Genomic DNA, 18,176 nt, shown 5'->3' on the forward strand with positions numbered 1-18,176 from the left:
TTATGCTCTTTTGTACAATTTAATTAGTTTAATAAACTCTAACTTTTACATATACGAGCTTTTTTGATAGTCATATTTATCCACAGTCTCAGATAAAAAGTCATCATTCTTAATTGCAGTCTGCAATGCTTAGTTACAGACAGACAAAGTTCTTAGCTCAATATTAGGTATGTTTTATATCATTTAGTCATCCTTAGACATTGCGCGACTGTATGCATACCAACCTTCAATATCTCCAAAATCACTTATACCGAAACAGCTCTCAACCTTAGATAAAAAAGCATGAAGTGCTTTATCCGAAGCTAGCATCAATGTATCGTCAGTGCCATCCGCTGTTATGAAATATCTTCCATTATTTACATCACACTTGTACATTCCCATTTCTTCTCGGTTTGAGACTGCCCAATGTAATGCATAAACTTCTTCATGTCCTTCGACACCTGCCGCATCTAACCAAGTATCGAATTCAGTAATTGTGGTCATTATTATCTCCTTGTTCAAAATACATAAAATATGAGCTAGCATTCATATTATTATAAAAAATTAACCTTTTTATACACGTGATGGGTATGTAGATTAACTCGTTTTAAATTTTTTTTGTTTTTGATAAACAAACCATAGCTGAGTTCCTGTTTTGGTTCAATCGGTTACTTCAATTTCAGGTGAAATATTAAAAGGAGGTTTGGTGCTGTTTTAATTGGCATTTTGGACTATATTGCAGGTGTGTGAGTGGCTTGTGAGATTACTGAACCTCTGATTGTGGATTACCATATATTTTAAAGTATTGGGAAAAGATGTTTTTTCGAGAAACGCCTTTGGGTTGTGAAATAAATGGAAATAAAAACTCTTTTTTATCCAATATTTCTACTTTCCATTGAGCTCCACCAATAAAATAGAAGGTTAACGTATTGGGTTCTTGAATATTATAATCTCGAAAAGATCCCGTTGAATACATATTTCCAATTGTAGCTGAATCAATAACATCTAAATTTTTATCCAAAAGATGAATGTGAAGCATATCTTCATGAGGGGTGTCGTCCGTCATAAATACAAGGTACTTACAACCTGTTTTAATACAAAGTTCCAAATAACTACCGTCAATACTTTTACCTGTTTTCGTGTTACCTAAAAATATACAGCTTTGCTGTGAGGAAGTAGGCTGTGTATTAAATTCTTGACTGTCGAGTGTAATCATATTTTTCACCAAGTCATACTCACGCCAAAAGCGGCTAATGCACCGCCAATAAATGCACCAACTGTCACACATACTGGAGCTCCAGGACCGCATGCTAAGCCAGCTAAAGCCCCTCCTGCAATGCCTCCGCCTATACCAGCACCAGTTATCGCTATTTCCTTTCCTGCTGCATCAAACTTATTATCAGCGGTAGCAACTGTATAGACAGATATAGCAATAGACAGAAAAACTAAACTCCTACCAGCAGAGGATAGCTTTCTCATTGAAGCTGTAACTTTAGGATTAGACTTTCCTGCAGATTTTACGATTTCAGAATAAACGATATTTTGCTTCGTTTTAGATAGCCCATCAAATGTTCTAGTTTGCCCATAAAGTTGTTTTGTTTTTTTTGCAACAAGCTCATTCAACGTTTTTCCTTCGCTTTTGAGTTGCTGTGCCATGGCCAAACCAACAGGCGTACTTCTAGAACGAATTACATCCATTATCACGTTTCGGGTGTCTTGGGCTTGAGTGGCTGCTGCAGACCAAGTAATTCTTCCAGTATTTGCACTTATTCTTAGCTCTGAAGCCATTCTTAATATTTGTTTGGAATAAGCTTGTCGCGCTTCTGCATCAATAATCAAATGCACACCTACATTTGCTATTTCAGACTGTAGTGCCTGAATTGAGGCTTCAAATATTTTTTGATCTTCTTGCTGTCCATTTTGCATTCTATTTTCCATAATTTGGTAATGTAATCTAACGAGTCTGTATATTAAGCTCGTTTATTATTTATTTACGTCTTAACCATAGCTGAGTTCCTGTTTTGGTTCAATCGGTTATTTAAGTTCTATGTGAAATAATAAAAGAGGATTTAGTGCTGTTTTAATTGGCGTTTTGGAAGATGTTAGAGGTGTGTGAATAGCTTGTTTGGGGTGATAGGGACTTACCCTTCTTTATGCATCGTATTTTGCAGCTTTTCTATGATGCGAACAACGTAATACTACGGCTTTGAATAATTACAAGTTAAACAGACACGCACCCTAATTATTTAATTTTGATAAAGTACAAAATTTAGACTGAATGTCTTGTTTATTTTGCGGAAGGTGAACACCTATCCATTAGAATTCCTGTTGCTAAAAAGCGTATGATGGGTGGTGGAAAGCTGGAGGTTAGAGAACTCCAGCGACTCGATTAGCTATCTTTAGCTAATATTTAAGTAATTTCTGTAACTAGGATGAACAGACCACACAACGTCATTATTTTTGTTTTCCTGCGAATAAAACAAATCAGGATCGTCTGAATAGAACGTAAAACTTTGTTTACTATCAGGTAGTTTAGATATTAAACCAGTCTTATACATAAAATTCCCTAAATCTACTGGAGATGTATAAGGCTTACCATCAATATCTGGGATCTCAGAATTACCCCTACCTTTTATAAATTTTGTATCAAAAACGATCTCTAAGTCAGAAAGTTTATACTCTTTTTGACCAGCCCGAAATGAATCGATAAGGTTCTCAAGTTGAGGGAACTGATGGATATGTTCTTTAATTAGGTCATCTCTCCTATTTTGACCAAACTTAGTTAAAATTTCATTGAACTGTTTTAATGAAACTTTACACCGACTTTTGTGGGCTTGATTCGCCGCCATTCTACATAACTGTCCCATAGATCTAGGTCTATGATTGGAGAATGCATTTATTGCATCAAAAACAGGTCGATCTTTCCCTGCCCACTTTATCGGAGAAAGAAAAATTAAAGCTATCAATTTATTATAATCTTTATCAAAAATGTACTTAGCTTCTGAAGAATCAGGGTGCTTTCTTTTCACATAGGATAATATCTTTTTGGTCAACATATCCCTCATTTGCCGTTTAGTCCAAACGATATTAATAATATATTGGTCCCACTTATCTAAATCTTCTACATGCCTTAAATTAGTCCAAACATCTGAACGTACGGTTGCTCTTATATTTAAATTTTTAACATCATGACACAAGCCTCTAATAGCACTAAAAAAAGAACTTATACGATGTTGGTAATCTTCAGTATCAATATATTTAGCATCTATATCATCAACTAAAACCCAAACTTTTTTCTCACTGTTTTTTTCGAGAAAGTTAGATAATAAACGTTCTAAGTTTTCTGGTTTAAAACCAACAGTTTCAGCCGATAATAGAGGTAACTTACCTTTAATTCGTGAGATAAGCCCTCCAATTAAATTTTTACTTTTCATTCCTTCCAATTCAGAGATTTCAACCATCGATATTTCATCACTTGTAAATGCAAAATTAAGGCTATTCCCTATATGAATATTTATTTCTTTGCATATTATTCTCTTCCAATAATTTTCCAAATAAGCAGGGTCTTTATCAGTGAAATCTCCCAACCCTAATAGTGAATTTCCTGTCACCCTGACGACGATTGGACTGCCAAATTCTTCTTTCGTGCTTAAATCAAAATCTAATTTAGATAAAAGAGTAGATTTCCCCATTCCTTTTCTCGCACTAACAACGCTAAGTCTATTGTCAGGGTCATAAAAGTCATCAAAATCATCATTTTCAATGAAGTATGAGTTAAGTACTTCTTGTAATTCATCCTCTCCGGCATCATTTCCAAATAGTGATTTATCGTTTAACTTTACTCTTAACATTTTTAAAAACTTCCATATATTTTAAACGCCGAAATTAATAGTTACGACATAGCTAACGAGCCTGTAGGTTAACTCGTTTTGAATTTATTTTTATTGATATACAAACCATAGCTGAGTTCCTATTTTGGTTCAATTGGTTACTTCAATTTCAGATGAAATATTAAAAGAGAGTTTGGTGTTGTTTTAGTGGATGTTTTGAAAGGTATTACTGGTGTTTAATTAGCTTTTCTGAAATGATAGAGGCTTACTCATTTTTAATGCATCGTGTTTTGCAGCTTTTTTATATTGTGAGTAAAGCAATACTGCTGCTATAGCAAATTACAAATTAAACAGACACTCGTCCTAATTATTTAACTTAGATAAGAGCAAAATTAGGCAGAGTGTTTACTTTTCCTTTCCCTTTCCCTTTCCTTAATAATAATTAACTCTTACAAATAAGTCATTCCTCTTGTTCTTCTTTTTCACTTTTGGCGGCCATTTTAAATGCCACAATAACTAGCCCAAACATAGCAAACGGCAGTGCTGCCAACATGTATTCAACCACATTACTGTCTTGAAAGTTTGCTTGTAGCAAAAAGTGACCTGCTACGCACATTAAAATAACTACCAATAAAATAGGCAGTAACATAAGTTCTTTTTTTGATGAATGATTTTTCATTGAATACGAGGCTGTAGCTAAAAATAATGCGCCATTGTAATGAGCTTGTTTAGGCTTGGCAAACTCCGCAGAATTTATTAATTAATGATATGATTAACATCAAACAATTTTATTAATGTTTATGGGAATAAAGTGAAAAGTAACTTAAAACAAGTTTATCTCGTTGGTGGTGCAGTGCGCGACAAACTGCTAAATATAAAATCAAAAGATAACGACTATGTAGTGATTGGTGAAACACCAAAAACGATGGAGTCGCTTGGTTTTGTACCAATAGGTAGCGACTTTCCAGTTTATTTGCACCCAAAAACAAAAGAAGAATATGCACTAGGGCGCACAGAGCGCAAAAGCGGCAAAGGCTATACCGGTTTTGTGGTTGATGCCAGCCCAACAGTAACGCTCGAAGAAGATTTAGCAAGGCGCGATTTAACCATAAATTCAATGGCGCTAGACGAACACGGTAATATTATTGACCCGTTTAATGGTCAAACTGACTTACAAAATAAAACACTGCGCCACACCACTGAGGCATTTGTGGAAGACCCTGTTCGAGTACTGCGTATTGCCCGTTTTTTAGCGCGCTATGGCAGTGATTGGAGTATTCACTCAAGTACGTATGCGTTAATGCGCGAGCTTAAAAATAAAGGTGAGCTAAATCATTTAGTACCTGAGCGCGTATGGCTTGAAACCGAAAAAGCACTTGGCGAAAAACACCCAGAGCTTTATTTTGAAGCACTGCAAGGTTTAGGTGTTTTTCCAGAACTTGAGCGCATGGTTAATGTACCGCAACCAGCAAACCATCACCCTGAAGGGGATGTATTTGTACATACCATGTTAGTACTTAGACGCGCCGCCGATTTAAATTTTAATTTGGAAACGCGTTTTGCTGCATTAACTCATGACTTTGGAAAAGCATTGAGTTTTAAAAAACATGGAAATTTACGAGGGCACGAACGCGAAGGCGTTGCAGTAGTCGAGGCATTTTGTGAGCGCTTAAAAGTGCCTAATCGCTTTCGCGATGTTGGTGTACTCACCAGTGATAACCACACTCTTTGCCATACAATTGATCAGTTAAGGCCGCAAACCGTCCACAAGCTAATAGTGACTAACTTAAATGCGTTGGTACACCCAGAACGTTTTATAGCGTTTACCCAAGCATGCCAATGCGATGCACAAGGGCGTGGTGAAACACTTGTTGATAAGCCATACCCGCAAGCAGCTAAACTGCGAGCAATTCATACTGAACTGCAAAAAATGGATAAGAAGCTGGTAGTGCAAAATGCACTTAAAAATGGCAAAAAAGGCCCTGAAATAGGCGAAGAAGTAAAACTTGCAGAAATAAGCTGCATTAAAACATTTTTACAAAATGAGAAGCTGTAAGGCCAATAACTTACAATTAAATTAAACTAGATAATGCGATACGCCTTGGTTTTTAGTCGTGTCGTGTTTTCTAAGTTCTTTGAAGTTTGCGCTTTTTGGTTTTACGTTTTCAGGTTTAGGCTTTTTAGAGGGCCTGTATAAATCAAAAATAAAATCCAGTTCTTCACGCTCAAGTGATGGCTTCATGGGTACTCCTTCAATCTGATACTTTAATATGGCTTTAGGGTATGGTTGTTCGACTGAATAAAAAGTGAATAGTTACATTTGCAGTGGTACTAAATTGTAATCGGCAGGTTTGAAGGGGTAAGCGGCGTGTTAAACCGCTCTATTAACTATTTTAGTTATGTGAAGGCAAGCTTACAGCAAACACGACACCATCGCCTTGCTCATTATTTTGCGCGGTTACACTGCCTTTATGGTAATCGCACACCAGCCTTACAATATAAAGCCCTAACCCCAAATGTGGCTGTTGCTGCATTTGCTGGCTACGCACCGACACCATAGAGTCAAAAATATGCTCAGTTAATCCTTCGGGTAAAGCAGGGCCTTTGTTTCTCACAGTTAATATTGCTTTATTTTCGCTCTGCTTAAGGCTTACATTAATAGCCGTATTGACTTCACTAAACTCCATCGCGTTATTGATAAGCTTATCAAGCAGCTGGGCTATAAACTCCGGTGCACCTTGCATTGGTAATTTGTTTTGGCATACATCAAGCGTAAATAACTGGTTTGGGTAAGTAAGCTGATAGCCTTGCATGCAGCCATTTATTACTTTTTGTAAATCAAAAGGCTCAGGCTCGTTGCTTTGAATACTTTGCTCAAGGCGAGTGGCTTCGCTCATGGTAGTTATTATTTTACCTAAGCGTTCAACGCCTTCGCTGGCGCGATCGAGGTATTTTTGACTCAGCTCGTTCTGTGGCAAGCTTTGTAAGTTTTCGAGTGATGAGCGCACTACGGCAACTGGCGTGCGCAGCTCATGTGATAACCGCGACGACATATTTTCTAAGTAATCGGTATAGCCACCAAGTCGGCTTACAATATTTGAAAAACTACGAGACAGATCGCCAATTTCATCGTTAGCGTCGCTGTAATTAATACTGCCGGTAACACGCCCTTGTGCATCAATCGCTTGCTCAGCAGTATCGCGCAGTCGCCTAATTCGGTTTGATATACGTGAGGCAAAAAAGAACAAGGTGACAGTACCAATTAGCATCACAGCTAAAATAACGTTAAAGAGTTTTTCGAGCGATTTGTTACGCAGCGTACGTACGCCGTTTGTGGTTTCCTCTGCTATTACCGCGCCAATTACTTGGTCTTGGATCCAAATCGGGTAAGCGGCCGATAAAATAACGGCTTTACTGTCGGGTGTTAATCGCCAAGACGATGCTGGTTGTCCTTTTAATGCTTTCGCTAAATGTGTGCCCTGCATAGAGGCTACATCGTGCAGGGTATCTAAAAACTCATTTTCGGGGCGCGTTAATATTTTATAGTAAATAGGGTGTAAGTAATTTTGCTCAAAGCGCAGCCACCACGTTTCAGGTGCTTGGTTAGCAAGCCCATCAGCCCAAACGCCATCTGCATTTTGAATAGTACCCGATTGTGCAAGTACACGATGGTGGTTATCGACCACCCAAATGCGGCTACCACTGTGGCCCATGCCTTTTAAAATACGGCTAATTTCTGGAGAAGGGACTAATACAGAGCCTAAATCGTTTGGGTTATTTAAGTTTGAGGTCGACATTATTTTAGGTTCTAACAACGCCTCTTTATTATCTACATCAACAATGGCAAAGCCAAGTTTGTTGCCCAGCATGTTAATAGGAAAGCGCAGCTCTACGTTATAACCTGATTCGGTACTTTCAAAATAGCCCTGAATTTTTGTAAAAGGGGCTTTGGTATTTGCATCAAACGCATTAACCCAGCCATCTTGGCGAGGCGCAATTATATAGGTATTAAATTGGCCGTCAGGTGTTTTTAAGCCAATTTGTAAATAATCGTTATTGGTAATACTTAAGCTATTTTTAGCGCGATAAATAAGGGTATTGTCGGTGACTTTAAATACGGCGTATAAGTAGTTATCAAATTTTCCCACCATGTGATCAAACGATAAGTCACTGGCTTGATGTTTGTTATCTGTTTTTTGTAAGTAGCGCTTATCGTAATGCCAAAATAGCGTTTGATAGCTGTCCCAATCGTTAAGTTTACCGTCGAGCTGAATAGGGTTTTTAAGATTATAAGCGTATAAATCGCGGCCTTTTACTACTTGGTCTAAAAAGTTGGTTTGCTCGTCAAATAATGCAGGGCGCTCATGTAATGCAGTAGCAAGTGCACGAGTGGTGCCTACGAGGGTTTTTTCTTGGCCTTGGCGTAAAAACTTTTCCATTTCCCATACGTACTCGTAGCCAAGCCACGGCAGCAAAAACAAAAAACATGAAAGTAATATAAACTTACTGCGCAGACCAAATCGTAGCATTAGTGTTGTTCCCACCTGTAGCCCATGCCATACACGGTATCTATGCAATCAAAGGTGCTATCGAGTGCTATAAACTTTTTACGAATACGTTTTACGTGTGAAGTAATAGTGCTGTCGTCTACATAAATTTTTGCATCGCTCATTAAATCGTTACGGCTTTTAACATGGCCTGGTCGCTGGGCGAGTGAATGCAGCATCCAAAATTCGGTTACGGTTAAATCAACTAATTGTTGTTGCCAAAATACCTGCATACGTTGCGTGTCGAGCGTTAACTGCCCGCGTGTTATGAGGGCGTTTGCATCAGCGGGTTGTTCAAGTGCTTCCATGCGGCGAAATAGCGCACCAATACGTGCAGCCAAGTGAGCCAAGCTTATGTCTTTTGTTAAGTAGTCGTCTGCGCCCATGCGTAGGCCGCATACGGTATCTATTTCGCTATCGCGGGCGGTTAAAAAAATAATAGGCAGTGTTTTAGAAAGCGATCGCAATGTTTGGCAGAGTAAAAATCCACCATCTATTTCATGGCCTAAGCCAATATCAACAATAGCTAAATCGGGTAGAGCATTTTTAAATGCAGCTTCAGCGCTGGCGCGATCTGTAAAGCCGCTCACTTGGTAGCCTTGTGCACTAAGCATTTCTATGTAGTTTTCGCGGATTGCGGGTTCATCTTCAATGATGGCTATTTTTTTCATTTTAATCATTATCCTATCGGCTCTGCTGTGCACTATAACGAAGTTTTTAACCTAAGTAAGGTTAAAAAGCTAATTGCCATTTTTTTGCCACAATTGCTCAGCAGTTTGCCATTTTTGCTCCCCTTTGTTGCCACTTGAGCTTGTTTTAATACACCCATCAAAACAAAACATCACAAATTAAAAAGTAATTTAAAGGATCAAATCATGAAGAAGACATTAATTGCATTAACACTGGTTGCTAGTTTTTGTACTCCAGCAATTGCCTCAACATCTAACACGCCATCAAAAGAAGCCCATAAAGAAACGGCTATTGGGCTAGGTGCAGGCGCTATTATTGGCGGCGTAGTAGGCGGGCCAATAGGTGCGTTTATTGGGGCATTTGCTGGTGGCTTAATAGGCGATTCAAAAGTAGCTGATAATAAAATTGCAGAGCAAGAGCGTGCTATTACGGTCATGAAAGAAAAAACCAGCGATTACCAACACGTGCTTAACCACAATAATATGTTAGAGCAACAGCTAGAAGTGCTTGCCAATCAAAATGAGCAGTTAACTCAAGTTCAAATTAATAACTTATTGGCGATGACGGTGCAATTTAAAACAGGTTCAAGTGTTATTGCCCCGCATTTTGCGCTGCAGTTAGACCAACTCGTTACCTTGTTAAACAACCAACCACAACTCGCACTTGATTTAAGTGGCTTTGCCGATCAGCGCGGCGATGAGCAAGCCAACCTTTTACTCTCTAAAGCACGTGTAAATGCCGTGCAAAGCTATTTAATAAAGCACGGTGTGAGCCACAAACGCTTAAGCACGCAGGCATTTGGCGAGCAGCAAACATTGGCAAATAGCAACACGGTGGAAGATAACTTTTTTGATAGACGCGTAACGCTTACCACTCGCTCAATAAATAGTGTAAATGGCCAAACGGCGAGTAACTAAACCTAACTGAATCTAAGTAAAGCTAAGCGTTCGATGGAGTGATTTTATGTTGAGTAAACCAACCAAAATGCTTACTAAAGTAAGCATTTTTATATTCATAGCGATTGTGCTGTTAGCGAGCTTCAAAAGCCATGCGCAATCACCCAAGTTAGAGCTTTTTGATAGCAATGGTGTGCCAGCAGGCTCAGCAATAATATTAAAAAGCGACGCCAATATGACCTTAACAGGCCTGATTAATCATGTTGTCGTAACGCAAACCTATCAAAACGAAAACCCGTTTGCAGTTAATGCGCGCTACGTTTTTCCATTGCCAGATGAAAGCGCCGTACATGCCATGACGATGCGTATAGGTGGGCGAGTTATTAAAGGCCAAATTGATAAAAAAGTGGAGGCTGAAAAAAAATACGAAGAGGCTAAAAAATCAGGCAAGCAAGCGGCACTCGTACGCCAGCAACGCGCCAATATGTTTATTACGAATGTGGCGAATATTGGCCCTGGTGAGCAGGTAATTATTGAGCTTGAGTATCAAGAAATAATTGATTACAACAGCGGTACATTCGCTATTAGATTTCCTACTACCATTACACCGCGTTATCACGCGATTAGTGGTGAGGTTGAGGTTAATACTCAACATCAAGCGCATACAAATCCACTTCCAACTGGGTGGTTAAGCCCTGTTTACAGCACTCAAAACATCACTCAAACTGATAACGTACCAAGTAGTAAATTTAGCTTAAACATTGATATAGACGTTGGCTTAGAGCTGGTGGATATCAATTCTAAATTTCATAATATTGATGTGAAAAAAACTGCGTTTGGGCAATATAAAATAGCGTTAAATGAAGTAAATGCAGTTAATCGCGACTTTGTACTTGAGTTTAAACCGCTGCAAAAAGAGCAGGCCCAAGCTGCATTTTTCACTCAGCAGTTTGAAAATGGCGATCGATACGGGCTTGCTATGCTAATGCCACCTGGGGATCACTTTACACAAACTCAGCGATTACCTCGCGAAATGGTATTTGTCGTTGATACGTCGGGCTCTATGCACGGGCAATCTATGGAGCAAGCTAAAAAAGCGTTGTTTTATGCGCTTTCATTACTTGATAGCGACGACAGCTTTAATATTATTGGTTTTGATAACATAGTGACTCCAATGAGCGATAAACCACTTATAGCCAGCGACTTTAACTTACGCCGCGCAGAGCGATTTATTTATAGCCTAGAAGCCGACGGCGGCACAGAAATACAAGGTGCGCTTAATGCCGTACTTGATGGCAGCGAGTTTGATGGTTTTGTACGCCAAGTTGTATTTTTAACTGATGGCAGCGTAAGCAACGAAGACGTATTGTTTAAAAACATTCAAAGTAAATTAGGCGATAGCCGCTTATTTACAGTGGGTATTGGCAGTGCACCCAACAGCTTTTTTATGCGCCGAGCGGCAGATATAGGCAAAGGCTCATTTACCTTTATAGGCAGCACAAGCGAGGTGCAACCTAAAATGCAGCAGTTGTTTGATAAGCTTGCACATCCTGCGATTACTAATTTGGCGCTAAGCGATGAAAGCGGTAACAGCTTAGATTTTTGGCCATCACCACTACCTGATTTATATTTTGGCGAGCCTATCATGGTCGCTATAAAGCTTAATAATGCCAAAAGTGTGGTACTTGCTGGGCAAACAGCACAAGGGCCTTTAAGTATTAAATTAAGCACAAAAAATAGCTCAAGCGCTCAAGGTATTGCAAAGCTATGGGCGCGCCAAAAAATTAAGTCATTACTTTTATACAACGAGCAAAGTACCGTTAAAGATGAAGTACAGGAGCTTGCACTTACTCATCAATTACTTAGCCCCTTTACTGCTTTTATAGCGATTGAACACACTCAAACAAAAGAAGTGGCAGAGCAAATGGCGCAAGCTACTAATGCAGTACCGCAAGGTATGGCAATGCGTTTACCACAAACCGATGGGCAAAGTAGGCTCCACATATTGTTAGGCTGTATTTTATTATTGGGATTTGGCGCGCTTAAAATAAACCGAGGGCCTAAATTAAGTAGGGAACATAAATGAAAAAGTGGCTAAGCGCGGGCTTACTAATCGCTGGGCTTGGATTATTTGGGCACGGCGCTTATATGCAGGCAAAAGCGTGGCTTGCTCAAGTATTAATTGAGCAAGCATGGCAAGAGGCGCTTAAATCATCTGGCACCAAAGTAAAACCCTGGTATTACGCCGACAGCTACGTGACAGCAAAGCTTAATTGGTCAAGCCACAATACAACGTTGAGTGTGCTTGCTGGAGCGAGTGGTCGTAATTTAGCGTTTGCGCCTAGCCAATTTTTACCCGCAGGGGAGCTTGGCGGAAAAGAATTTGGAAACGAAAAAGGGGCGCTAATAGCTGGGCATAACGACACCCACTTTGCATTTTTACAAAACGCAAAAGTGGGGGAAGCGTTTACTTTGCAACTGCAAAATGGGGTGATACAAAATTATAAGGTAACGGGAATTGAGGTTATTCATCAATCTCAATATGACTTTTTACAAACACCTGGGTTGTATTTACTTACCTGTTACCCTTTTGATTCGCTTGCCTCAGGTACTGATTTGAGATTGCTTGTATCTGCGCAAATGTCTTCGCCCGATTCACTAAGCGGTATATCAACCACAAGTTCTTGATGGCGCTGGCTTACCATTACACCAATAAATACCACAAATATGCTCAACCATTGCCAAACGTTGAGTACTTCGCCCAAAATAATCGCTGACAAAATAAGTGTAAAAATAGGAATTAAATTAGAGTATGCCGCAGCGGTTAATACCGATACCTTGCTAATAGCATAGTTGTACATGCCATAGCCGCCAAGGGTTACACACGAGCCTAAATATAAAATGCTCATTAGCGCGGTTAAGTCGTGTTGGTTTTCGCTTGGCAGGTCGATAAAAAATAAAAACGGCGCAAAAAATAAGCTTCCGCTAATACCTTGCAGTGCAATTAAAGTCAGGGGGGAATAGCGATTAGCTAAATGCTTAATACTTACGGTATAAAATGCCGCACACACCATAGCCATCAACTCTAAAAAGTTACCCAGTAACGGATTTGGTGCTTGCTCAGAATTTGGGGATAGAAGAGTAAGTAAAATACTGCCGCCAATACACAGCGTAAAACCGACCACAATGGATTTACTTATGTATTCTTTAAGTAATACAAAGGCAAGTAGGGCAATAATTATAGGTAAGCACGACACAATAACACCCGCCTGCGAGGCTGACGTGTATTCCATTGCATGACCTTCAAATAAAAAGTATAAGCAAGGCTCAGCAAGCGACATACCCACTAAATACTTCCAGTCACCTTTTAAGTACTCAAACCGAATAACGTAGCGCCATAAACAAAGCGACAAAACTAACGTGGTGAGCATGCGTAAAAATATCACCAATGCAGGGTCGTAAATGGCAATGGCGTATTTGAGCGCAATAAAAGAGCTGCCCCATAAAAAGGTGGCAATAATTAAACATAAACTGGCAGGCATAGAGAGTAATTTACATAATTTAATAAAATCAGATCCTAGCATGAATATTTTTAACTTGTTCAAAAATACCGAGCTGGTATAAATTAATTCATCTTTAATTAATCAGTAGTAAAAAGCACATGCAAAGGGAACAGGTAATAGTTGTAAAGCTTGGTACAAGCGTACTCACTGGCGGCACCGATAAGCTAGACAAAGCACATATGGTTGAATTAGTACGCCAATGCTGCGAGCTTAAAAAGCAGGGTCATCACGTTATTTTAGTATCGAGCGGTGCAGTTGCTGCTGGGCGCGAACAACTATTAAAACCCTGTGGCAGAAGCTTAATTGATAAACAAATGCTTGCTGCAATTGGACAAGGTCAACTTATTCATATTTGGCAGAGCCTATTTGCTTTATACGGTGTAAACGTAGGGCAAATGCTACTTACTCGCGCCGATGTAGACGACAGAGAGCGCTACCTTAATGCCCGCGATACACTCAATGCGTTATTAAATTACGACGTTGTGCCCATCATTAACGAAAATGACGCAGTAGCCACGAGCGAAATAAAAGTTGGCGATAACGATAATTTATCGGCACTTGTCGCTATTTTGGCTAATGCTAATAAGCTGCTGCTACTTACCGATCAAGAAGGCTTATTTACCAGCGATCCGCGCACCAATGCCAATGCAACCCTCATTGGTGAAGTAACACATATAAACGATGAACTGCGCCAACTTGCTGGTGGCAGTGGTACAAGTTTAGGCACTGGCGGCATGGCAACCAAATTACAAGCAGCCGACATCGCAAGGCGTGCAGGCGTTGAAGTTATTATTGCTAAAGGCGCAGGTAAAAACGTTATTTTAAGATGTATGAGTGACGAGTTACCAGGTACGCGTTTTATAAAGCTCGCCGCCCCAAAAGATGGTCGTAAAAAATGGTTACTAGCGGGGCCTAAAAGTACAGGGCAAATTGTTATAGATACAGGTGCTATTGCCGCGCTGCAAAATAAAGGCGCAAGCTTACTTGCTAAAGGCGTTACTAATGCATTTGGACATTTTGAAAGAGGCGATTTAATCGATTTAATTGATAAAAAAAATCAAGTGATTGCACGTGGCTTAACGCGTTTTAGTAGTATTGAGGTCACTAAAATTAAAGGCGCACACTCTAATCAAATAGGCCAGTTACTTGATTACGATAGCGGTGCAGAAGTATTACATCGCGATGACTTAGTACTACTTTAGATATTAACCAAAAAAGATTAGCCTACAAGTATTGCCTCATAATTTAGTAAAATCGTAAATGTTGACTAAACTGGTTGCAGATTAACCAGTTTAGGCATGGAAATGCAAGCAAATAAATGTGGTCATGAGTGGATTATTTCACTTACCCAACAAGAGGAAGAAGGAGATTTAGACGCTGCACTTATCCAAGTAATTAGCGATTTACTGGAAGTCGATAATTTTGCTATTTATATAAATAAGTACTTTTGTGTGCCGGTCCCTCCTAAATTAATTAACACCCCAAGCGATATTGAGCATGTAAAACCGGCTAAAATACAGCAGCTACTAAGTAAAGCCACTCCAAATAAAGTTAGAGTCAGCCATGCAGGTGGGCGCACAATAAGCTATGTACCTATTTATCATTTAGAAGATGTGATTGGTGTGTTGATCATAGAAACACCACAAAAATTACCAGAGCGCATCGGTGTTATGGCTCTACATATTTTAAATATTTATGCCAATCAGCTATGGCTTTTACACAAGTCTCGATTAGATCCGCTAACCGAGCTGCTAAACAGGCAAACATTTGATAAAAAAGTAATGGAAATAGTGTCTGGCAATGGTTTTTTATTACCAAGGCAGAACGTTAACAAAGATCGAAGTTGGTATTTAGCGATTGCTGATATCGACTTATTTAAAAATGTGAATGATAATTTTGGCCATGTAGTGGGCGACGGTGTTATTGCCCAAGTGGCTAAATTATTAAAATATAATTTTAGAGTTGAGGACTACGTATTTAGGTATGGAGGAGAAGAGTTTGCTATTTTATTTCAATCAAGAAGCCAAGCAGCAGCTTACACTGCATTAAATAGACTTAGAGTTAATGTGGCCGATCATTCTTTTGCGCAAATTGAGCGGCTAACAATCAGCATTGGTTTTTTAGCATTACAAAGCATTGATACCGTATCGAGTATTGTTAATCAGGCTGATTTAGCGCTTTACCATTCTAAAAAAACAGGCCGAAACAAAGTAACAGCGTGCAGTGAATTAGCGCTTTATGACGAAGTGGCAACAACTCAATAGTATTGAGCTTTTTTGATTGTAAATTTGTGCTAAAATCTGGCTCCTTAAATTGTTGTAAACAGAGCACAGAACATGAAATTAGTTCGTTGGTTTTTAGGTTGTATAATTTTATTCTTTAATTTTGTATTTACTCCCCGCAGTAAAAAGCGTGCAAGCGACGAGCAAGCACAGCTTGATCAGCAAACCTCACAATTTAAACTATATCAATTTAAAGCATGCCCGTTTTGTGTAAAAGTGCGTCGCGCTATTAAACGCGAAGGCTTAAACATAGAAACGCGTGATGCAAAAAATAATGAACAATATCGTCAAGAGCTACTAGAGCAAGGCGGCAAAGTTAAAGTGCCTTGCCTGCGTATAGAGCAAAACGGCCAAGTACAATGGTTGTATGAATCAAACGATATTATTGCTTACTTAAACAAAGTAGCTGCATAAACCACTTTTACTATCTCACTTATTTAAAGAGAATATACCATGACAATTCGCACCCGTGTTGCCCCGTCGCCAACTGGTGACCCGCATCTTGGCACCGCTTATATCGCCTTATTTAACTACTGTTTTGCTAAACAACAAGGCGGTGAATTTGTACTTCGTATAGAAGATACAGACCAAGTACGTAGCACGCCAGAATCTGAACTTGCGATTATGGATAGCCTACGTTGGTTAGGGCTTGAGTGGGATCATGGTCCTGATGTGGGTGGCGAATTTGGTCCTTATCGTCAGTCTGAGCGAAGCGATTTATATAAGAAATACGCGCATCAGTTAGTTGACGATGGCAAAGCGTTTTACTGTTTTGCAACAAGCGAAGAGCTTGATCAAATGCGTGAAGAGCAAATGGCAGAAGGTTTGCGCCCTAAATACGACGGTCGTGGTTTAAACCACACAGATGAAGAAATTAAAGCAAACCTAGCTGAGGGTAAACCTTACGTTATACGTATGAAAATCCCAAGCGAAGGCACATTTAAGTTTAACGATTACCTACGTGACGAAATTGAGATCCCGTGGGAAAACGTAGACATGCAAGTGTTATTAAAAGCTGATGGTTTCCCAACATACTTTTTAGCAAACGTAGTTGACGACCACCACATGCAAATTAGCCATATTTTCCGTGGTGAAGAATGGATTAACTCAGCACCTAAGTTATTAAAACTGTATGAAGACTTTGGTTGGGAAGCGCCAGTGCTTGGTCACTTACCATTATTGCGTAACCCAGATAAATCAAAGCTGTCTAAGCGTAAAAACCCAACCTCTATTAATTACTATAAAGAAATGGGTTACCTGCCAGAAGCCGTGCTTAACTACTTAGGCCGCATGGGCTGGTCAATGCCAGATGAGCGCGAAAAGTTCACACTTAATGAAATGATTGAAAACTTTGACATGAAGCGCGTATCGCTTGGTGGTCCAGTATTCGACGTAGATAAATTAAGCTGGTTAAACGGCATGTGGATCCGCGAAAACCTAACCGATGAAGAGCTAATGCAGCGCTTCGTTGATTGGAAATTTAACGGTAAAATGCTTGCTAAAGTACTGCCAGAAGCTAAAGCTCGCATCAACACGCTTTCTGATATGGTTGAGCTAGCAGGGCATTTTGTAGGGGGCATTCCAACTTACGATCCAGCATTACTAACTGCCGGTAAAGCAGATGAAAACGTGATTCGCCAAGCACTACAATTTTTTGTATGGCAGCTTGAAGGCTTACGTAGCTTTGACAAACCCGCTATTTTTGCAATAGCAAAAGAAGTTGCGACATTCCACGAGCTTAAAATTAAAGATTTTTTAGAGCCAATATTTGTCGCCATTACTGGCAAAACGTCAAGTACGTCAGTGCTTGATGCAATGGAAATATTAGGGTCTGACCTATCACGTGCTCGTTTACGTGTAGCACTTGCTCATTTAGGTATTTCTAAAAAGCAGGCTAAAAATATAGAGCGTGCGTACCGCGAATACCCAAGTGCATAATTGCTAAATAATGCATTTTTAAAAGCCGAGCTTAGTAAAATAAGTTCGGCTTTTTTAATCGGGTCACTTATAATTTTGAAAAAGGGCTAATAACACCATTAGCACCTTGTTGTAGTACGTGGGTATATATTTGTGTAGTTTTAACGTCAGAATGGCCAAGCTGAGCTTGAACGGTTCTTATATCGGCGCCATTTTGCAGTAAATGAGTAGCAAAAGAGTGCCTTAATGTATGGGGTGTTATTATTTTTGTTAACCCTGGTTTTTGAACGGCTTTTTTCACTTCTTTTCTAATGCAAGAGTGATGAAAATGATGTCGCCTTATTTCGCCACTTTGAGGATCTGAACTTAATATATGAGAGGGAAATAAATACTGCCATGCTAGTGTTTTTGCGGCTGAAGGATATTTTTTAGTTAAGGCATATGGCATCCATACGCCAGAATATTCCGTATT

General features: G+C 39.4%; 18 protein-coding genes. 8 read left to right on the top strand and 10 right to left on the bottom strand.

Going from position 1 to position 18,176, the window contains the following annotated elements:
• Positions 1-183 precede the first annotated feature (183 nt).
• The 5 genes from H5119_RS07580 to H5119_RS07600 all read right to left on the bottom strand — a co-directional run bounded on the left by H5119_RS07580 (position 184) and on the right by H5119_RS07600 (position 4,488).
• Complete coding sequence (locus H5119_RS07580; protein ID WP_182701789.1) at positions 184-483, bottom strand: hypothetical protein; 300 nt, start codon at positions 481-483, stop codon at positions 184-186.
• Positions 484-742: 259 nt separating this feature from the next.
• Positions 743-1,195: a hypothetical protein gene (locus H5119_RS07585; protein WP_182701790.1), complete on the bottom strand. Its 453-nt coding sequence runs from the start codon at positions 1,193-1,195 to the stop codon at positions 743-745.
• A 5-nt stretch (positions 1,196-1,200) separates the two neighbouring features.
• Positions 1,201-1,905, bottom strand: a complete 705-nt coding sequence (locus tag H5119_RS07590; protein ID WP_182701791.1) for a hypothetical protein — start codon at positions 1,903-1,905, stop codon at positions 1,201-1,203.
• A gap of 473 nt (positions 1,906-2,378) precedes the next feature.
• On the bottom strand, positions 2,379-3,830 hold the full coding sequence (locus H5119_RS07595) for a P-loop ATPase, Sll1717 family (protein WP_182701792.1): 1,452 nt from the start codon (positions 3,828-3,830) through the stop codon (positions 2,379-2,381).
• 439 nt (positions 3,831-4,269) lie between these two features.
• Positions 4,270-4,488: a hypothetical protein gene (locus H5119_RS07600; RefSeq protein WP_033023621.1), complete on the bottom strand. Its 219-nt coding sequence runs from the start codon at positions 4,486-4,488 to the stop codon at positions 4,270-4,272.
• A gap of 132 nt (positions 4,489-4,620) precedes the next feature.
• Between H5119_RS07600 and H5119_RS07605 the strand changes: the two genes are divergently transcribed.
• On the top strand, positions 4,621-5,865 hold the full coding sequence (locus tag H5119_RS07605) for a multifunctional CCA addition/repair protein (RefSeq protein ID WP_182701793.1): 1,245 nt from the start codon (positions 4,621-4,623) through the stop codon (positions 5,863-5,865).
• 21 nt (positions 5,866-5,886) lie between these two features.
• On the opposite strand, the gene H5119_RS07610 is transcribed toward H5119_RS07605, so the two are convergent.
• The 3 genes from H5119_RS07610 to pdsR form a co-directional block, all read right to left on the bottom strand.
• Positions 5,887-6,051: a hypothetical protein gene (locus tag H5119_RS07610; protein ID WP_182701794.1), complete on the bottom strand. Its 165-nt coding sequence runs from the start codon at positions 6,049-6,051 to the stop codon at positions 5,887-5,889.
• Positions 6,052-6,202: 151 nt separating this feature from the next.
• Positions 6,203-8,338, bottom strand: coding sequence for a proteobacterial dedicated sortase system histidine kinase (gene pdsS / locus H5119_RS07615; RefSeq protein ID WP_182701795.1), 2,136 nt, complete (start codon positions 8,336-8,338; stop codon positions 6,203-6,205).
• A complete protein-coding gene (pdsR, locus tag H5119_RS07620; RefSeq protein WP_182701796.1) occupies positions 8,338-9,027 on the bottom strand; it encodes a proteobacterial dedicated sortase system response regulator in 690 nt (229 codons plus the stop codon). The genes pdsS and pdsR overlap by 1 nt, the downstream gene beginning before the upstream one ends.
• A gap of 204 nt (positions 9,028-9,231) precedes the next feature.
• Between pdsR and pdsO the strand changes: the two genes are divergently transcribed.
• Genes pdsO through H5119_RS07635 form a run of 3 tightly spaced genes read left to right on the top strand, consistent with a single transcriptional unit; the run spans position 9,232 to position 12,630 of the window.
• A complete protein-coding gene (gene pdsO, locus H5119_RS07625) occupies positions 9,232-9,963 on the top strand; it encodes a sortase-associated OmpA-like protein PdsO (protein WP_182196193.1) in 732 nt (243 codons plus the stop codon).
• Positions 9,964-10,009: 46 nt separating this feature from the next.
• On the top strand, positions 10,010-12,028 hold the full coding sequence (locus tag H5119_RS07630; RefSeq protein WP_182701797.1) for a marine proteobacterial sortase target protein: 2,019 nt from the start codon (positions 10,010-10,012) through the stop codon (positions 12,026-12,028).
• Positions 12,025-12,630, top strand: a complete 606-nt coding sequence (locus H5119_RS07635) for a class GN sortase (RefSeq protein ID WP_182701798.1) — start codon at positions 12,025-12,027, stop codon at positions 12,628-12,630. Before H5119_RS07630 ends, H5119_RS07635 begins: the two co-directional genes overlap by 4 nt.
• Here the strand turns inward: H5119_RS07635 and H5119_RS07640 are convergent.
• Entirely contained in the window at positions 12,525-13,484 is a 960-nt protein-coding gene (locus tag H5119_RS07640; protein WP_024598646.1) for a DMT family transporter, read from the bottom strand. The two genes, H5119_RS07635 and H5119_RS07640, sit on opposite strands and share 106 nt — an antisense overlap.
• A 119-nt stretch (positions 13,485-13,603) precedes the next feature.
• Here H5119_RS07640 and proB point away from each other — a divergent pair, with 119 nt between their 5' ends.
• The 4 genes from proB (at position 13,604) to gltX (ending at position 17,725) form a co-directional block, all read left to right on the top strand.
• Complete coding sequence (proB, locus tag H5119_RS07645) at positions 13,604-14,707, top strand: glutamate 5-kinase (RefSeq protein ID WP_182701799.1); 1,104 nt, start codon at positions 13,604-13,606, stop codon at positions 14,705-14,707.
• Between the two features lie 102 nt (positions 14,708-14,809).
• Positions 14,810-15,769 carry a GGDEF domain-containing protein gene (locus tag H5119_RS07650; protein WP_182701800.1) on the top strand — a complete coding sequence of 320 codons (960 nt, stop codon included), beginning with the start codon at positions 14,810-14,812 and terminating at the stop codon, positions 15,767-15,769.
• Positions 15,770-15,841: 72 nt separating this feature from the next.
• Complete coding sequence (locus H5119_RS07655; RefSeq protein ID WP_077535797.1) at positions 15,842-16,201, top strand: glutaredoxin domain-containing protein; 360 nt, start codon at positions 15,842-15,844, stop codon at positions 16,199-16,201.
• A 39-nt stretch (positions 16,202-16,240) separates the two neighbouring features.
• Entirely contained in the window at positions 16,241-17,725 is a 1,485-nt protein-coding gene (gltX, locus tag H5119_RS07660) for a glutamate--tRNA ligase (RefSeq protein ID WP_182701801.1), read from the top strand.
• A gap of 67 nt (positions 17,726-17,792) precedes the next feature.
• Here the strand turns inward: gltX and H5119_RS07665 are convergent.
• The coding region (locus tag H5119_RS07665; RefSeq protein ID WP_182701802.1) for a tyrosine-type recombinase/integrase at positions 17,793-18,176 on the bottom strand (384 nt) is incomplete at its 5' end.

Source organism: Pseudoalteromonas sp. SG45-5, from assembly GCF_014164085.1.
Lineage (GTDB): Bacteria > Pseudomonadota > Gammaproteobacteria > Enterobacterales > Alteromonadaceae > Pseudoalteromonas > Pseudoalteromonas aliena.